Annotated in this window: 15 protein-coding genes and 1 riboswitch; of the genes, 6 read left to right on the top strand and 9 right to left on the bottom strand. The window is 70.3% G+C overall.

Translation table 11 applies throughout. The features are described 5' to 3' along the window. Positions 1-109: 109 nt before the first annotated feature. Together J2X55_RS06140 and J2X55_RS06145 are read right to left on the bottom strand one after the other, a co-directional pair. Positions 110-595 (bottom strand): DUF559 domain-containing protein, encoded by a 486-nt coding sequence (locus J2X55_RS06140; protein ID WP_309822401.1) that lies wholly within the window; start codon positions 593-595, stop codon positions 110-112. Positions 596-936: 341 nt separating this feature from the next. Then, positions 937-1,389: a GNAT family N-acetyltransferase gene (locus tag J2X55_RS06145; RefSeq protein WP_115915748.1), complete on the bottom strand. Its 453-nt coding sequence runs from the start codon at positions 1,387-1,389 to the stop codon at positions 937-939. A gap of 89 nt (positions 1,390-1,478) precedes the next feature. Here J2X55_RS06145 and J2X55_RS06150 point away from each other — a divergent pair, with 89 nt between their 5' ends. Next, a complete protein-coding gene (locus J2X55_RS06150) occupies positions 1,479-2,003 on the top strand; it encodes a hypothetical protein (protein ID WP_309822403.1) in 525 nt (174 codons plus the stop codon). 115 nt (positions 2,004-2,118) lie between these two features. Next, positions 2,119-4,338 (top strand): NADP-dependent isocitrate dehydrogenase, encoded by a 2,220-nt coding sequence (locus J2X55_RS06155; protein ID WP_309822404.1) that lies wholly within the window; start codon positions 2,119-2,121, stop codon positions 4,336-4,338. A gap of 292 nt (positions 4,339-4,630) precedes the next feature. Here J2X55_RS06155 and J2X55_RS06160 read toward each other — a convergent pair whose 3' ends face one another. The 3 genes from J2X55_RS06160 to J2X55_RS06170 all read right to left on the bottom strand — a co-directional run bounded on the left by J2X55_RS06160 (position 4,631) and on the right by J2X55_RS06170 (position 7,909). Further along, positions 4,631-6,031, bottom strand: a complete 1,401-nt coding sequence (locus J2X55_RS06160) for a L,D-transpeptidase family protein (protein ID WP_115915746.1) — start codon at positions 6,029-6,031, stop codon at positions 4,631-4,633. A gap of 130 nt (positions 6,032-6,161) precedes the next feature. Further along, the gene (locus J2X55_RS06165) at positions 6,162-7,526 is read right to left on the bottom strand and encodes an FAD-linked oxidase C-terminal domain-containing protein (protein WP_309822405.1); all 1,365 of its coding nucleotides are present in this window, start codon (positions 7,524-7,526) and stop codon (positions 6,162-6,164) included. Next, complete coding sequence (locus tag J2X55_RS06170; protein ID WP_115915744.1) at positions 7,523-7,909, bottom strand: YrdB family protein; 387 nt, start codon at positions 7,907-7,909, stop codon at positions 7,523-7,525. The genes J2X55_RS06165 and J2X55_RS06170 overlap by 4 nt, the downstream gene beginning before the upstream one ends. Positions 7,910-8,046: 137 nt before the next feature. Next, positions 8,047-8,132: riboswitch (ZMP/ZTP riboswitch) on the top strand. A gap of 57 nt (positions 8,133-8,189) precedes the next feature. Between J2X55_RS06170 and glyA the strand changes: the two genes are divergently transcribed. The 3 genes from glyA to J2X55_RS06185 all read left to right on the top strand — a co-directional run bounded on the left by glyA (position 8,190) and on the right by J2X55_RS06185 (position 11,309). Further along, complete coding sequence (gene glyA, locus J2X55_RS06175) at positions 8,190-9,464, top strand: serine hydroxymethyltransferase (protein ID WP_309822406.1); 1,275 nt, start codon at positions 8,190-8,192, stop codon at positions 9,462-9,464. A 387-nt stretch (positions 9,465-9,851) separates the two neighbouring features. Continuing rightward, on the top strand, positions 9,852-10,736 hold the full coding sequence (locus tag J2X55_RS06180) for a bifunctional methylenetetrahydrofolate dehydrogenase/methenyltetrahydrofolate cyclohydrolase (RefSeq protein WP_115915742.1): 885 nt from the start codon (positions 9,852-9,854) through the stop codon (positions 10,734-10,736). A 90-nt stretch (positions 10,737-10,826) separates the two neighbouring features. Next, positions 10,827-11,309, top strand: a complete 483-nt coding sequence (locus J2X55_RS06185) for a cytochrome C5 (RefSeq protein WP_309822407.1) — start codon at positions 10,827-10,829, stop codon at positions 11,307-11,309. Between the two features lie 65 nt (positions 11,310-11,374). Here the strand turns inward: J2X55_RS06185 and hxlA are convergent, their stop codons facing one another. Beyond that, complete coding sequence (hxlA, locus tag J2X55_RS06190) at positions 11,375-11,998, bottom strand: 3-hexulose-6-phosphate synthase (protein WP_309822408.1); 624 nt, start codon at positions 11,996-11,998, stop codon at positions 11,375-11,377. A gap of 26 nt (positions 11,999-12,024) precedes the next feature. Continuing rightward, positions 12,025-12,603, bottom strand: a complete 579-nt coding sequence (gene hxlB / locus J2X55_RS06195) for a 6-phospho-3-hexuloisomerase (RefSeq protein ID WP_309822409.1) — start codon at positions 12,601-12,603, stop codon at positions 12,025-12,027. A gap of 100 nt (positions 12,604-12,703) precedes the next feature. On the opposite strand from hxlB, the gene J2X55_RS06200 reads away from it, so the two are divergent. After that, positions 12,704-13,543, top strand: coding sequence for a LuxR C-terminal-related transcriptional regulator (locus tag J2X55_RS06200; protein WP_115915738.1), 840 nt, complete (start codon positions 12,704-12,706; stop codon positions 13,541-13,543). A 36-nt stretch (positions 13,544-13,579) separates the two neighbouring features. Here J2X55_RS06200 and J2X55_RS06205 read toward each other — a convergent pair whose 3' ends face one another. Continuing rightward, positions 13,580-14,386, bottom strand: a complete 807-nt coding sequence (locus J2X55_RS06205) for an HpcH/HpaI aldolase/citrate lyase family protein (RefSeq protein ID WP_309822410.1) — start codon at positions 14,384-14,386, stop codon at positions 13,580-13,582. Beyond that, positions 14,371-15,156: a fumarylacetoacetate hydrolase family protein gene (locus J2X55_RS06210; protein ID WP_309822411.1), complete on the bottom strand. Its 786-nt coding sequence runs from the start codon at positions 15,154-15,156 to the stop codon at positions 14,371-14,373. Before J2X55_RS06210 ends, J2X55_RS06205 begins: the two co-directional genes overlap by 16 nt. Positions 15,157-15,175: the final 19 nt, after the last annotated feature.

Here is a 15,175-nt window from a genome sequence, read left to right on the forward strand (position 1 = left end):
GACGACAGGTGCCACCGACATCGGAGACCCTCGCCGAGATCGGATTCTCGGGTCGCCCCGGTCCGATTCCGGCGCAATTCTCCGATTCTGCGGCGCGCTGCGCTCGAGGTCATCGCGCGAGATGGCGTTCTTGGGCGAGCGCGTCTGCGATGGCGCGCTCGACCGCGGGCCAGTCGGCGACGACGTCGCGGTAGGTGAAGCGGAGAACCGTGTACCCGCGCGCGATCAACTCGCGGTCGTGATCGAGGTCGCGCTGTCTGTCGGCGGGTGAGGAGTGGAAGGCGAAGCCGTCGAGTTGGACCACCAGGCGGTCGCCGATCAACACCTCCACCCGGTGGCCGGCGATCGGCACCTGCTGACGAACGCGTACTCCCCACGGACGCAGCCGCACCACGAAGATCGTCTCGAGACCCGAGTCGGACCGGCCCGTCGCCACGGCGGCGAGCCGGCGTGCGGCCGGACTCCGCCAGGCGACCCGTCCGACGGTATCGGGGTGGAGGCGTTCGAGTCGGAGGGCGGACTCCCAGATCACGAGCGCCTGTTCGAAGGGGAGGCAGTTCGCCACACGTTCGAGGATGTCGGGAACGGCATCCATCAGGCGATCGGCGGGAAGGGGGGACCAACAGCACGGCCCAGTGCGACATCCATCGCCCCAGTGTTACGAAACCCACCATCGCTCGCGGGTCGATCAGCGTCAGGTGTGAGCGAGACGGCGCATCAGCCGTCTGGGGAGGAAGGGCCTCGGCTCTCGGAATCTGCTCGCGCCTCCCCGAGGAGCAGCAGACATCGCTCACCCGAATCGGAGAACCTCATCGAAATCGGATGCCGCGGTCCCGCCGATCCGATCGCGGTGCGTTTCTCCGATTTTGCGAACCACAGCGGGGCCGCTCGCGCGGCGACCGAAACGCCGCCCGGGTGCCCGGAAGCGCCCGCGCCTCAGACGTTCACGCGCGCGATGACCTCGCCGTACTCCGTCTCGCCGACGGGCTCGAAGCCCACGCGCTGGAAGAACGCCTCGGGTCCGCCGACGCCGGGCTCGTAGATGACGTCGACGTGGTCCATGCCGCGGCCGCGGGCCTCTTCGAGCACGGCGGCGATCGCGTAGCTGCCGACGCCGCGGCCCTGCTCGTCGGCGTCGACGTTGATGCGCCACAACACCGAGCGGAAGTGCTCTTCGTGCGCGTCGGGGTCGAAGTTCGCGCTGACGAAGCCGACGACCTCGTCGCCGTCGAGCACGACCCGCTGCCAGGAGGTCTGCGGGTTGCTGACGGTCGCGGCGATGCCGTAGCTGACCGGAGCGAGGAACTGCTCCTGCCCGGGCTTGAGCGACAGGGTGTTCACGGCCACGATCGTGGCGGCGGACAGTTCGACGAGACGCAGGTCAGCCATGGGCCCAGGCTACCGGCACGCCCACCCCGCCCCCAAGAGCCCATGCCCGCGCATGCGCTGAGGGTCCTTCGGCCTCGTACGCTGGATCGATGGATCCCGCACGTCCGCCCCGCGCAGAGGAGGGGCCTGCCGGTCGCTGGAAGATCGCCCGCGCGTGCGTCGTGCATGTGCCGCAGGAGGCGCAGGATGCCACCGTCGCCGCGATGACCGAGGCGCTGCGCCGCGCGCACCTGCGTCCGGCGCCCGAACGCGCGAGAACGGCGGAGCCCGCGGGGGAGGCCCTGAGCGTGTGGCAACGCGGCGATGCGGTCAGCGAAGCCCTTCTCGACAACACCGGCCTGTCACTCCTGGTGACACGGATCGGCCCGCTGTCGCTCAAAGCGGTGGTCGTCGTCACGTGGAGGCCCGAGGGGGAGCGGTGCCGAGTCATCGTGTCGATGGTGGTCGGCGGTCAGCTGGCCGACGAGATCTCGCGGGAGGTGGATGCCGCCATCGACGCGCTCGTCGCCGACGGCGTCCGCGTCGACGGTCCCGGGTGGATGCGTGTCGCCGACCTCCCCCGCGAGAGCCTCGCGCACCCGAAGACAGCCCGAGAGCACGGCATCCGCGCCTGAAATCCGGCCATCCCTCCGGTGGGGATCACCCGAGAACTATCTCGACATCAAGAGACTTTGCCGTGGTGCGATAGGCTGAATCGCAACCCTGGCCGCCTCTACGGAGAGATCTGACGTGCCCGATTCCACCATCATCTACACGTACACCGACGAGGCGCCGGCACTTGCCACCGCGTCGTTCCTGCCGATCGTGCAGGCCGTCACGAAGCAGGCGGGTGTCGACGTCGAAACCCGCGACATCTCGCTCGCCGGCCGCATTCTCGCGGCCTTCCCGCAGCGCCTGACGCCCGAGCAGCAGGTCGGCGACGCCCTCGCCGAGCTCGGCGGACTCGCCACGCTCCCCGAGGCGAACATCATCAAGCTGCCGAACATCTCGGCATCCATCCCCCAGCTGAAGGCCGCGATCGCCGAGCTGCAGGCGCAGGGCTACGACATCCCCGACTACCCGGACGAGGCGTCGAGCGTCGAAGACAAAGACGTCCGCGCGCGCTACGACCGCATCAAGGGTTCGGCCGTGAACCCCGTCCTGCGCGAGGGCAACAGCGACCGCCGCGCTCCGCTCGCGGTGAAGAACTACGCGAAGAAGCACCCGCACCGCAACAAGGCGTTCGCCGAGGGCTCGAAGACCCGCGTCGCGACCCTCGGTCACGACGACTTCCGCTCGAACGAGAAGTCGGTCGTGATCGCCGACGACGACGTGCTCACCATCCAGCACGTCGCCGCCGACGGCACCACGAAGACGCTCAAGGAGGGGCTCAAGGTCCTCCAGGGCGAGATCGTGGATGCCACCTTCCTCTCGGCCGCGGCTCTCGACGCGTTCCTCGCCGACACGCTGGCGCAGGCGAAGGCCGACGACGTGCTCTACTCGGTGCACCTCAAGGCGACGATGATGAAGGTCAGCGACCCGATCATCTTCGGTCACGTCGTCAAGGCGTTCTTCGCCGAGGTGTTCGACCGCCACGGCGACGCGCTCGCCGCTGCGGGCCTCACCCCGAACGACGGGCTCGGTTCGATCCTCGCGGGTCTGTCGAGCGTCGAGGGCGGCGACGCCATCGCCTCCGAGATCCGTGACGCTCTGGCATCCGGTCCCCGCCTGTCGTACGTGAACAGCGACAAGGGCATCACGAACCTGCACGTCCCCTCGGACGTCATCGTCGACGCCTCGATGCCCGCGCTCATCCGCAACGGCGGCAAGCTGTGGGGAGCCGACGGGGGAGAGGACGACACCCTCGCGGTGATCCCCGACTCGTCGTACGCCGGTGTCTACCAGGCGACCATCGAGGACGTCATCGCGAACGGCCCGCTCGACCCCGCGACCATCGGCTCGGTGCCGAACGTCGGCCTCATGGCGCAGGCCGCCGAGGAGTACGGCAGCCACGACAAGACGTTCGAGATCCCCGCTCCCGGCCGCGTGCAGGTCGTCGCCTCGAACGGTGACGTGCTGCTCGAGCACGAGGTCGAAACGGGCGACATCTGGCGCGCGACGCAGACCAAAGACGTGGCTGTCCGCGACTGGGTGAAGCTCGCCGTCACGCGCGCGCGCGCCACCGGTGTGCCGGCGGTCTTCTGGCTCGACGAGACCCGCGCGCACGACCGCAACCTCATCGCCAAGGTCAACGAGTACCTCGCCGACCACGACACCGAGGGCCTCACCATCGAGATCCTCGCTCCGGCCGAGGCCACGACCTACTCGCTCGAGCGCATCCGCCGCGGCGAGGACACGATCTCGGTCACCGGCAACGTGCTGCGCGACTACCTCACCGACCTGTTCCCGATCCTCGAGGTGGGCACGAGCGCCAAGATGCTCTCGATCGTCCCGCTGCTCGCGGGTGGCGGTCTGTTCGAGACCGGTGCGGGCGGCTCGGCCCCGAAGCACGTGCAGCAGCTCATCGAGGAGGACTACCTCCGCTGGGACTCGCTGGGTGAGTTCTTCGCCCTCGCTGCCTCGCTCGAGCACCTCGCCGACACCACGGGCAACGAGCGCGCCCGCGTGCTCGCACAGACCCTGGATGCCGCGACCGGCACGTTCCTCGAGAACGACAAGTCGCCCGGTCGCGCCCTCGGCACGATCGACAACCGCGGCAGCCACTTCTACCTCGCCCTGTACTGGGCGCAGGAGCTGGCGCAGCAGTCGACGGATGCCGACCTCGCCGCCGTCTTCGCACCGGTCGCCGAGAAGCTCGCCGCCTCGGAAGAGACGATCGTCGCCGAGCTGAACGCCGTCCAGGGCCACCACGCCGAGATCGGCGGGTACTACCGCCCGAACACGGAGCTCGTCGAGAAGGTCATGCGCCCCTCGGCCACGCTGAACGCCGTGGTCGACGCCCTGCGCTGAGCCTGACCCGAAAGGGGCGGATGCCACACGGCATCCGCCCCTTTTCCGTTCGCGTGAGTGGCCCGGAATCGTCGCCTGGTCGCGCCCCAGGCGACACTTTGTGGCGCCTCACGCGCCGCGCGCACTCGGGTGTCGGGCCTGGTCGGCTCGCGTGAGTGGCCAGAAACTGTCGCCTGGCCGCACCCCAGGCGACACTTCTTGGCGCCTCACGCGCCACGAACACCGGGACGCACCGGGGACAACGAAGAGGGGCGGATGCCGATCGGCATCCGCCCCTCTTCGGGATCCGGGCTCAGTAGTGGACCGAGACCTCGGTTCCGCGATAGGCCCAGTCGTACAGCTCCTTGGCCTGCGGGATGGTCATGTTGATGCAACCGTGGCTCATCGGCGTGCCGAAGTTGTTGTGCCAGTAGGTGCCGTGGAAGCCCTCGTCGCCGTTGAAGTACGCGACCCAGGGGACGTCCTTCGTGCAGTAGTCGTAGCCGGGGACGCAGCCCATGTCCTGCATGGCGGTCTTCCAGCCGATGCGGAAGTTGCCGGTGTGGGTGGCGTGGTCGCCGGCGCCCGACGAGATCGTGTAGGTGCGGTACACCTGGCCGTTCTGCCAGAGCGTCGTGGTCTGCGTGCTGAGGTTCACGTCGATGCGGCGCTCGGTCTTCGTGGTGTCGAAGGCCGTCTCGGTGACGGGGAGGGCGTAGCGCCCGTTACCCTCGGCGAGCTGCTGCGCGAACGCGGCGGCGACACCGCTCGTGTCGCCCAGCGTGCGGCCGGTCTGTCCCTCGGTGAGGGCCTTGATGACCTCTCCGCCGGTGTCGACGATCACGTCGGCGTTGACGGGGGCGCGGTCGACCGCGCCGGGAAGACCGGCGACGGCGGACTGGATCGCGGCGGCGTCGGCCGAGATGGCGAAGTCGCCCTTGCCGTCGGGGGTGACGGTGAGCCACGAAGCGGCGGTCGCGCGGTCGACGGGGACGGTGCGCTCCTCGCCGACGTAGAAGCCGACCGAGTCGAGGATGCCGTTGAGCGTGGCCACGGCGGCGTTGGCCTCGTCGGTCGACACGGGGGCGTCGACGGGGACCAGGGTGGCCTCGACGGTGGTCGTGGGCTGGCCGGCGTCGAACGCCGACTGCAGGGCTGCGGTCACGGCGGTGACGTCGATGCCCTCGCCCGCTTCGGCGGGAGTGGCGACGTAGGCCTGCGAGCCCGCGTCGTAGGCGATGGTCGCGTCGACCGGGGCGCGGTACGTGCCGGGGGCGCGGCTCTTCAGCGCCGTCGCGGCCTCATCGGCGTTGACCTGCACCTGCACTCCGGTGCCCTCGGGGAACCACGAGGCGGGCTTCCACATGGGGTTGTCGGCGAAGGCCTTGTCGGCGAGGGCGGCCGCGTCGACCGTCGCGCCGAGGTCGGCGCCCGTGACGGTGACGGCGCCCGCGGGGGAGTCGACGGTGACCGCGGTCTCGGCGAGGCGGTTCGAGATCGCCTGGGCTGCGGCACCGGCGGTGAGGCCACCGATCTGCACGCCCGCGACCGAGGCGCCGGGAGCGATCAGCACGAGCGAGGCGGCGATGAGAGCCACGGCCGTCGCGCCGGCGGGGATGCCGATCCAGAGGCCGGAACGGTTCTTGCGCTTCGTCGGCTCGGGCGGCGCCCAGGCGTAGGTCGCGCCGTCGGTGCCAGGTGCGCCGTCGGTCATGAGTCAAACCCCCCGATAGTCAGTCTTCTTATGCTACGAGCGGATGTTGCGCATACGCCCTGAGCAATGTCACGGTCTGATTACGTCGATGGCGCGACGGGGCCAGCAGAGCCGAAGAACGACCCGGAGGTCAGGGCCCGAAGACCTTCCCCGGATTCAGGATGCCGAGCGGGTCGAAGACCCGGGCGAGGTCGCGCTGCAGTGTCCACTGGTCATCGCCGAGTTCGTCGACCAACCAGCGTCGCTTGAGCACGCCGATCCCATGCTCTCCGGTCAGGGTGCCGCCGAGTGCGAGGGCGGCGCGGAACAGTTCTTCGGCGGCCTCCCAGACCACGGGCGGCACGTCGGGGCCCTCGAACACGAAATTCGGGTGCAAGTTTCCGTCGCCGGCGTGCGCGACGGCGGGGATGACGAGCCCGAACTGCTTCTCGATCCGCGCGATCTCGTCGAACATGTCGGGCAGGGCGCTGCGGGGGACCGAGACGTCTTCGATGAGGGTCGTGCCCAGGGTCTCCATCGCTGGATGCATCGCGCGGCGGACGGCCAGCAGCGCTTCTCCCTCGGCGGCGTCCGCGGCCACGGCGACGGCGCCGCCCGCCTCGCGCAGGACTCCGGCGATGGCGGCGGCCTCGTCGACGGCGACGGGGCCGTCCGTCTGGATCGTCAGCTGCGCGGCGCCCCGGGGAGGTGCGGGCAGAGACAGCAGCCGATGCGCGGCCGCGAGGCTCGTGGCATCCATCAGCTCCATGATCGCGGGCTGCACGCCCGAGGCCGTGACCGCGGCAGACGCGACGGCGGCAGCACGGACGCCGTCGAACAGCGCCGTGAGGGTGACGCGCTCGCCCTCGACGAGACGGCGCAGCTTGAGGGTGGCACCCACGACGATCCCGAGGGTCCCCTCGGATCCGATGACCAACGAGGTGAGGTCGAGACCGGTGACGCCCTTGACGCTGCGGTGGCCGAAGTGCATGAGACGGCCATCGGCGAGGACGACGTCGACGCCGAGGACGGCGTCGCGCACGACGCCGTACTTCGCGCAGAGCAGGCCACCGGCGCCCGTGGCGATGTTGCCGCCGACGGTCGAGATCGCGCGGCTGGCGGGGTCGGGAGCCCACCACACGCCGTGCGGTTCGAGCTGCGCGTTGAGCTCGGCGTTCAGGATGCCGGGTTCGACCACGGCCAACAGGTCGTCGGGGCGGACCTCGAGCACGCGGTCCATGCAGCGCACCGACAGGCTGATCTCGCCGCCGCCGGTGTTGGCTCCGCCCGCGAGTCCGGTGCCGGCTCCGCGGGGGACGACGGGGGTGCGGGTGGCGGTCGCGATGCGCATCACCGCCTGGACATCGGCGATGGATGCCGCGTGCACGACGGCGAGCGGGGAGCCCTCGGCCGCGTGCCCCGACTTGTCGGCGCGGGCCGCCTCGAGGGCGGCCGGGTCGGTGTCGACGCGCGCGCCGAGTTCCGCTCGGAGCAGCGCGACGACGTCGGCGGTCATGCCAGGCGCCGACGGCCGTTCAGTGCACCGAGGACGACGGCGACGATCGCGAAGATCAGACCGATCCAGGCTTGGCCCATGCTCCACCACGCGACGGTGGCGGCGGCGTAGACGAACAGCTCGACGAGCGCCCGCACGAAGGGGTGGACCGCGAGCACGGCCCGCGGCGAGACGAACAGCGCCCACACCAGGATCGCCAGTGCCGGAGCGCCGATGCCGGCGACGATGTTCCACGGGAAAGGCCAGGCGAGGAAGCCCCAGACGGCCAGGGTCACGAACGCGAACAGGCCGCACACGACACTGCCGATCTCCAGCGCCGACGGCCGGGGGCGCATGCCGGGAGCGAGAGGCGCCTGGGCGCGGACGTTGCGGGAGTCGGTCACTCCGCCATTTTACGCGGGCCCCGGGCTCCGGCATCCGCGATGCCTCGGCGTCGAGTCGACCGCGCGGGCGGGGACTTCCTGTGGAGGCACGGTGGATGCCGAGACACGCGGGGCCGCGGCGGGTTTACCCGCTAAAGTGGCACCGTCGCGACTGGCGTTGAGGTGGGGAACCACCGGGGAGCGACCGCTTGACGGTATTCGACCGCACGCCTGGGTCGATGCGGTATCTACGCGGGCTCGCCGAGCCCGCGGCATCCGGAACCATCGTCAAGGAGATCGCATGACCGATCCGTACTTCAACGCCCCCCTCTCCGAGGTCGACCCCGAGATCGCCGAGGTGCTCGAGCGAGAGCTCAACCGCCAGCGCGGGTTCCTCGAGATGATCGCCTCCGAGAACTTCGTGCCCGTGTCGGTGCTGCAGTCGCAGGGCTCGGTGCTGACCAACAAGTACGCCGAGGGCTACCCCGGCCGTCGCTACTACGGCGGCTGCGAAGAGGTCGACGTCGCCGAGTCGCTCGCGATCGAGCGGGCCAAGGCCCTGTTCGGTGCCGAGTTCGCCAACGTCCAGCCGCACTCCGGTGCCTCGGCCAACGCCGCCGTGCTGCACGCGATCGCCCGCCCCGGCGACACGCTGCTCGGTCTCGCCCTCGACCAGGGCGGTCACCTGACGCACGGCATGAAGATCAACTTCTCGGGCCGCCTGTACGACATCGTCGCCTACGGCGTCGACCCCGAGACCAGCGTCATCGACATGGACGAGGTGCGCCGCCTCGCCGTCGAGCACAAGCCGAAGGTCATCATCGCGGGCTGGTCGGCCTACCCGCGTCAGCTCGATTTCGCCGCCTTCCGCGCGATCGCCGACGAGGTGGGCGCCCTTCTCTGGGTCGACATGGCGCACTTCGCCGGTCTCGTCGCCGCGGGCGTGCACCCCTCGCCCATCCCGCACGCGCACGTCGTCTCGACCACGGTGCACAAGACGATCGGCGGCCCCCGTTCGGGCCTCATCCTCACCAACGACGCCGACCTCGCCAAGAAGATCAACACCGCGGTCTTCCCGGGCCAGCAGGGCGGTCCGCTCATGCACGTGATCGCCGCGAAGGCCACGGCGTTCAAGCTCGCGATGACGCCCGAGTTCAAGGAACGCCAGGAGCGCACCCTGCGCGGAGCGTCGATCCTCGCCGACCGCCTCACGCAGGACGACGTGAAGAACGCCGGCATCGCCGTGCGCTCGGGCGGTACCGACGTGCACCTCGTGCTCGTCGACCTGCGCGAAGCCGAGATCGACGGCAAGCAGGCCGAAGACCTGCTGCACGACATCCACATCACGGTGAACCGCAACGCGGTGCCCAACGACCCTCGTCCGCCAATGGTGACCTCGGGTCTGCGCATCGGTACCCCCGCGCTCGCGACCCGCGGCTTCGGCGACGCGGAATTCTCCGAGGTGGCCGACATCATCGCGCTCGCGCTGATCCCCGGCGCCGACGTCGAGGCCCTGCGCGCGCGCGTCGCGACGCTGGCCGACGCCTTCCCGCTGTACCCCGACCTGCAGCAGTGAGCCCCGGCCGGGGCGGGCGTCGCGTGTGCGGCCCCGTCCCGGCGACCGGCCCGTCCGGGCCCACGGCGGCGGGGTGACGGCATCCACCGTCGGGGTCTTCGCGGCAAAAGGCCCCGCCCTTTCCACCCATAAACGCGATTCGCGCACAGAAACGCGGGGAGAGCGTGTTTCTGTGACCGGACAGCGTTTATGCGTGACAACGGGCGGCGTCGACCCGGGGCCCACCGCGGAGCCCCGCCGCCGGATCGCTGCCCCCCCGCCGCACCCCACGCATAAACGCCATCCGCGCACATAAACACGGGGACAGCGCGTTTCCGTGAGCGGGAAGCGTTATGCGTGAGGGGAACACCCCGCACGACCCCATCGACACTCAGAAAGAGGGATGCCATGACGGCGACGATCCTCGACGGTAAGGCCGCGTCGGCGGCGATCAAGGCGGAGCTCACCGAGCGCGTCGCAGCGCTCCGCGAGAAGGGCGTCGTCCCCGGCATCGCGACGGTCCTCGTCGGTGCCGACCCGGCGTCGCAGCTGTACGTCGGCATGAAGCACAAGCAGTCCGAGGCGATCGGCATGAACTCGATCCAGGTCGAGCTACCCGCCGAGGCGACCCAGGAAGAGGTCGAGGCCGTCATCGACCGCCTCAACGCGGACCCCGCCTGCCACGGGTACATCGTGCAGCTGCCGCTGCCGAAGCACATCGACACCGACGCGATCCTCGAGCGGATCGATCCGGCGAAGGATGCCGACGGCCTCCACCCCACCAACCTCGGGCGCCTCGTGCTGAACGTCAACGCACCGATCCTCACGCCGCTTCCCTGCACGCCGCGCGGGGTCATCGAGCTGCTGCTGCGCAACGACTACGACCTGAAGGGCAAGGAGGTCGTCGTCGTCGGTCGCGGCGTGACGATCGGTCGCTCGATCGGGCTGCTGCTGACCCGCCGCGAGATCAACGCGACCGTGACCCTCACCCACACCGGCACCGCCGACCTCGCGAAGCACCTGCGCCAGGCCGACGTCATCGTCGCGGCCGCGGGCGTCAAGCACATCGTGCGCGCCGAAGACGTCAAGCCCGGCGCCGCGGTGCTCGACGTGGGCGTCACGCGCGAGACCGACCCCGAGACGGGGAAGTCCCGCGTCTACGGCGACGTGCACCCCGACGTCGCTGAGGTCGCCGGCTTCGTGTCGCCCAACCCGGGCGGCGTCGGACCGATGACCGTCGCCCTGCTGATGACCAACGTCGTCGAGGCCGCGGAGCGCGCGACCGCCGCCTGACGGTGAACCGCGGCCTGCCGCCGGTTGAACAGACGGAGCGTCGCGCGCAATGGGGAGGCGCGCGTGCGCGCGACGTGGCAAGGTTTTCTCATGACTGAGTCCGTGCTGAACGACCTCCTCCGCCGCGTCACCGAGAGCGGCCTGCTCGAAGGCGCCCAGATCGACGAAGACAGCGTCATCGGGTCCGGACACCTGGATGCCGCGGGCGTCGAGGTGGAGGTCGACCTCGACCCCGAGATCGACGAAGACGAAGCCCCCGACCTCGACGCGATCATGAGCAACCTCAAGGACGTGCTCTCGGTCGGCGAGGAGCGCTGGCGCGCGATCGTCGAGGAGATCTCGAGCGACATCGAGGACGCCCTCGACGACGACGAGCTCGACGCCGACGTCGACCTGCGCACTGACCTCGAGGCGATCGGCGTGGGCGTGTTCGCTGACGCCATCATCGTGGTGTTCGCCGGTCAGACCTCGTTCCCCGACGCGCTCGTGCACGTGCAGCTCACGCCCGAGCTCGAGGTCGAAGACATCGAGATCATCGGCGACGACGACGAGGATGACGACGACGAGGACTGATCCTCCGAAACGACGAGAGGGACCGGGCCGTTACGGCCCGGTCCCTCTTTCATTCGGCCGTGCGATCAGACGATCGCGGCGCGCAGGGCGGCGGCCGCGGCGCCCACGTCGGGGGCGCTGTAGATCGCGCTTCCCGCAACGGCGACCTGGGCGCCCGACTTCTGCACGTCGGCGATGCTCGAGGTGTTGACGCCTCCGGCGACGGAGAACGGCACACCGGCCGCCTCACCGTCACGCAGCAGTGTGTCGAAGGTGAAGCCCTCCTCGGCCTGCTCGTCGAGGCCGGCGTGCATCTCGACGAACTCGGCACCGAGGGCCACGACCTCCTTGGCGCGGGCGGGCTTGTCGGCGACGCCGATGAGGTCGACGACGACGCCCTTGCCGTGCTTCTTGGCGGCCTTGACCGCACCGGCGATCGTGCTGTCGCCGGCCGAACCGAGCACCGTCACCAGATCTGCTCCGGCGGTGAAGGCGATGTCGGCCTCGAGCTCGCCGGCATCCATCGTCTTGAGATCGGCGAAGACGATCTTGTCGGGGTGCGCCTTCTTGATCGCGGTGATCGCGGAGAGGCCCTCGCTCTTGATGAGCGGGGTGCCGAGCTCGAGGATGTCGACGTGCGGCGCCGCGGCCGCGGCCAGGTCGAGGGCGGCTTCGGTGGAGAGGGTGTCCATGGCGAACTGCAGCTTCATGAGGGGTCCTTGTCTCTGCGGGTGGGTTATTCGAGGTTGGCGTGGCGGGGCCACAGCTCGTCGGCCGTGGCACCGGACCGGTGCCACAGCGCGTCGAAGATCGCGTCGCCGACGAGCACGACGGCCTGCTCGAAGAGGCTGCCGGCGTATTGCGCCGAGGCGGCTCCGGAGCGGTCGAGCTTGGTGGCCGCGGGAACGGTGACGAGGGCGTCGGCGGCGCGTGCGAGGGGGGAGTCGGGCGCCGTCGTGATCGCGACGATGCGTGCTCCCACATCGGCGGCGGTCTCGGCCGCACGGATGATGCCTCCGGTGGTGCCCGAGCCGCTCGCGGTCAGCAGGGCGTCCTGCGCGCGGATCGCGGGCGTCGTCGTCTCGCCGACCACGTGCACCTCGAGGCCGAGGTGCATGAGGCGCATCGCGGTCATGCGCAGCGCCAGCCCCGAGCGTCCCGCGCCGACGACGAAGACGCGGTCGGCCCCGGTGAGGACGTCGAGCACGCGATCCAGGTCGCCGGGCTCAGAGGCGAGGCGATCGACGACGGATGCCACCTCTTCGGCGATGCGCGAGAGCGAGGAAGCGACGGCGTCGTCGTCGTGGGAAGTCATGGGCCCATGCTGCGCTGACCGTGACGCCGGCCGGGCCGGTCGACCGCAGGGGAAGACCTACCCGAACGGGTAGGTCTGCGCCGTGGTCTAGGTTGTTCGGATGACGTCCGTGCCCGCCCTTCCCTCCCCGGCCTCCCGCGCGCTCGTCACCGAGCACGAACGCATCGTCGCCGAGCAGGCCGATCGACACGCCGTCACGCTCGAGTCCGTGCTCGCGGTGCTGCGCTCCTCGCGTCTCGACGATCGGGCGGCGCGGACGCTCGCCACGGAGACCGCGGCCGCGGCTCTGGTGGCGCTGCGCACGTCGACCGACCAACAGCACGGTGTGCTGCTCGAACCCGTGACTGGGGCGTTCGCACGCCTGCGCAGCGATCTGCGTCCCCTCGTGCGACACGGCGACCTCGACGTGCAGTTCGTCGAGCCGCCGACCACGGGGCGAGCCCTTCCCGGCGAGGTCGCGCACGAGGCGCGCGCGATCGTCCGCAGCGCCGTGCTGGCACTGCTCGACCGCGGAGCACCTCACCGCGTGCGCATCCAGTGGGATTGCGACGGTCTGAACCTGCTGATCGGCATCCGTGACGACGGGGACGGCCGGCTGACCGCGCACGATGACTCGCTGCGCCCGATCGTCGAGCGGGTCAGCGCCCTGAACGGAGCCTTCGAGGTTGCCTCGACACCCGGGTGGGGGTCGGAGGTGTCGGTGCGGCTTCCGCTCGATCCGCCGGCCCGCCCGGAGCTCCTCGACGATGCGGTGGACCTGAGCCCGCGTGAGCGGGAGGTGCTCTCCCTCGTCGGAGCCGGCGCGCGCAACCGCGCCATCGCGACGCAGTTGGGGATCAGCGAGAACACGGTGAAGTTCCACGTGTCCAACCTGCTGCGCAAGGCGGGGGTCACGACCCGGGCGGAACTCGTGGCGCTGGGCGCATCTCGCGTTCCCTGACCACCCCCGTGAGACAGGTCGCGGCTGTTCTCCGGGTCAGTAGCTCTCGCGCTCGCCCGAGGCGCCCCGCGCGGTGACGAAGCGTGCCGCGAGGGCCTCGGACGCACGGGCGAGGAGCGCCACGTCGGCGCCGACCGCCACGAAGTCCGCTCCGGCGTCGAGGTAGGCCTCGGCCACCGCGGGGTCGAACGCGTTCACGCCGACCGGGGTGCCGGCATGCCGGGCCGCGGCGAAGACGCGATGGACCGCCGCGATCACGTCGGGGTGCGTCTGCTGCCCGAGAAGACCCATCGATGCCGACAGGTCGGAGGGGCCGACGAAGACGGCATCCACCCCCTCGACGCCGGCGATGTCGGCGGCGGCGTCGACGCCGGCGGTCGTCTCGATCTGGACCGTGAGCGAGACATGGTCGGCGGCATCGGCGAGATAGCCGTCGACGCGGTTCCAGCGGGCGCTGCGGGCCAGAGCGCTGCCCACCCCGCGGACCCCCGCGGGTGGGTAGCGGGTCGCGGCGACCGCTGTCCGGGCTTCGTCGGCCGACGAGACCATCGGCACGATGAGGTTCTGCGCGCCCACGTCGAGGACGCGTTTGATCGTGACGGCGTCGTTCGACGGCACGCGCACCACGGGCGTGATCGGATAGGCCCCGACCACCTGCAGTTGCACGAGCACCTGCTCTATCGACGTCGCGGAGTGCTCCATGTCGATCAGCAGCCAGTCGAGGCCCGAGCCCGCGGCGATCTCCGCGACGACGGGATTCCCCGTGCACAGCCACATCCCGGCCAGGGGGCGATCGGATGCCGCGAGGGCGGCGCCGAAGGTCGGGTTCAGACGAAGCGGCACGAGATCGTTCCCATCGGTCCGTAGTCGCAGAGGACGTCGTCGCCCCGCGACACCCACATCGGGCGCGTGAACGATCCTGCCAGGATGATCTCGCCCGCCTCCAGGCGCGCGCCGTGCTGGTGGAACTTGTTCGCGAGCCACGCCACGCCCGTCGCGGGGTGGCCGAGGACGCCGGCGGCGACCCCGGTCTCTTCGATCTCGCCGTTGCGGCTCAGCACTCCGGGGACCCAGCGCAGGTCGATCTCGTCGGGACGCTTGTGCACGTCACCGAGCACCATCGCGCCGTAGGCGGCGTTGTCGCTGATCGTGTCGACGATCGTGCGGCCCTCGAGCTCGATGTGCGAGTTGAGCACCTCGAGCGCGGGGACGGCGTAGTCGATCGCGGCGAGGGCGTCGTCGAGTGTGCAATCGGGGCCCTCGAGCGACGTCCGGAGGACGAAGGCGAGCTCGACCTCGATGCGGACGTTCGAGAAGTGGTCCACCGGGATCTCCGCTCCCGAGCGGTGGACCGTGTCGTCGAACATCACGCCGTAGTCGGGCTCCGTGATCCCCGTCGCCTGCTGCATGGCCTTCGAGGTCAGGCCGATCTTGCGCCCCACGAGGGTGCGGCCGGCGGCGAGCTGCGTATCGCGCCAGCGGCCCTGGATCCGATACGAGTCGTCGACCGTGGCATCCGGGAACCGCGCCGTGATGCGCGGGATGACCGAGTGGGTGCGATCGGCCTCGGCGAGCTCGCCCGCGATGGCGTCGATCTGTTCGTCGGTGAGCATGTGTTCTCCTTGGTCGGTC

It is taken from the genome of Microbacterium sp. 1154 (assembly GCF_031455375.1).
GTDB lineage: Bacteria > Actinomycetota > Actinomycetes > Actinomycetales > Microbacteriaceae > Microbacterium.

Coding starts and splice junctions, on each gene's coding strand:
- J2X55_RS06140 (WP_309822401.1), bottom strand. CDS start 595: ATGGATGCCGTTCCCGACATCCTCGAACGTGTGGCGAACTGCCTCCCC.
- J2X55_RS06145 (WP_115915748.1), bottom strand. CDS start 1,389: ATGGCTGACCTGCGTCTCGTCGAACTGTCCGCCGCCACGATCGTGGCC.
- J2X55_RS06150 (WP_309822403.1), top strand. CDS start 1,479: ATGGATCCCGCACGTCCGCCCCGCGCAGAGGAGGGGCCTGCCGGTCGC.
- J2X55_RS06160 (WP_115915746.1), bottom strand. CDS start 6,031: ATGACCGACGGCGCACCTGGCACCGACGGCGCGACCTACGCCTGGGCG.
- J2X55_RS06165 (WP_309822405.1), bottom strand. CDS start 7,526: ATGACCGCCGACGTCGTCGCGCTGCTCCGAGCGGAACTCGGCGCGCGC.
- glyA (WP_309822406.1), top strand. CDS start 8,190: ATGACCGATCCGTACTTCAACGCCCCCCTCTCCGAGGTCGACCCCGAG.
- J2X55_RS06180 (WP_115915742.1), top strand. CDS start 9,852: ATGACGGCGACGATCCTCGACGGTAAGGCCGCGTCGGCGGCGATCAAG.
- J2X55_RS06185 (WP_309822407.1), top strand. CDS start 10,827: ATGACTGAGTCCGTGCTGAACGACCTCCTCCGCCGCGTCACCGAGAGC.
- hxlA (WP_309822408.1), bottom strand. CDS start 11,998: ATGAAGCTGCAGTTCGCCATGGACACCCTCTCCACCGAAGCCGCCCTC.
- hxlB (WP_309822409.1), bottom strand. CDS start 12,603: ATGACTTCCCACGACGACGACGCCGTCGCTTCCTCGCTCTCGCGCATC.
- J2X55_RS06200 (WP_115915738.1), top strand. CDS start 12,704: ATGACGTCCGTGCCCGCCCTTCCCTCCCCGGCCTCCCGCGCGCTCGTC.
- J2X55_RS06210 (WP_309822411.1), bottom strand. CDS start 15,156: ATGCTCACCGACGAACAGATCGACGCCATCGCGGGCGAGCTCGCCGAG.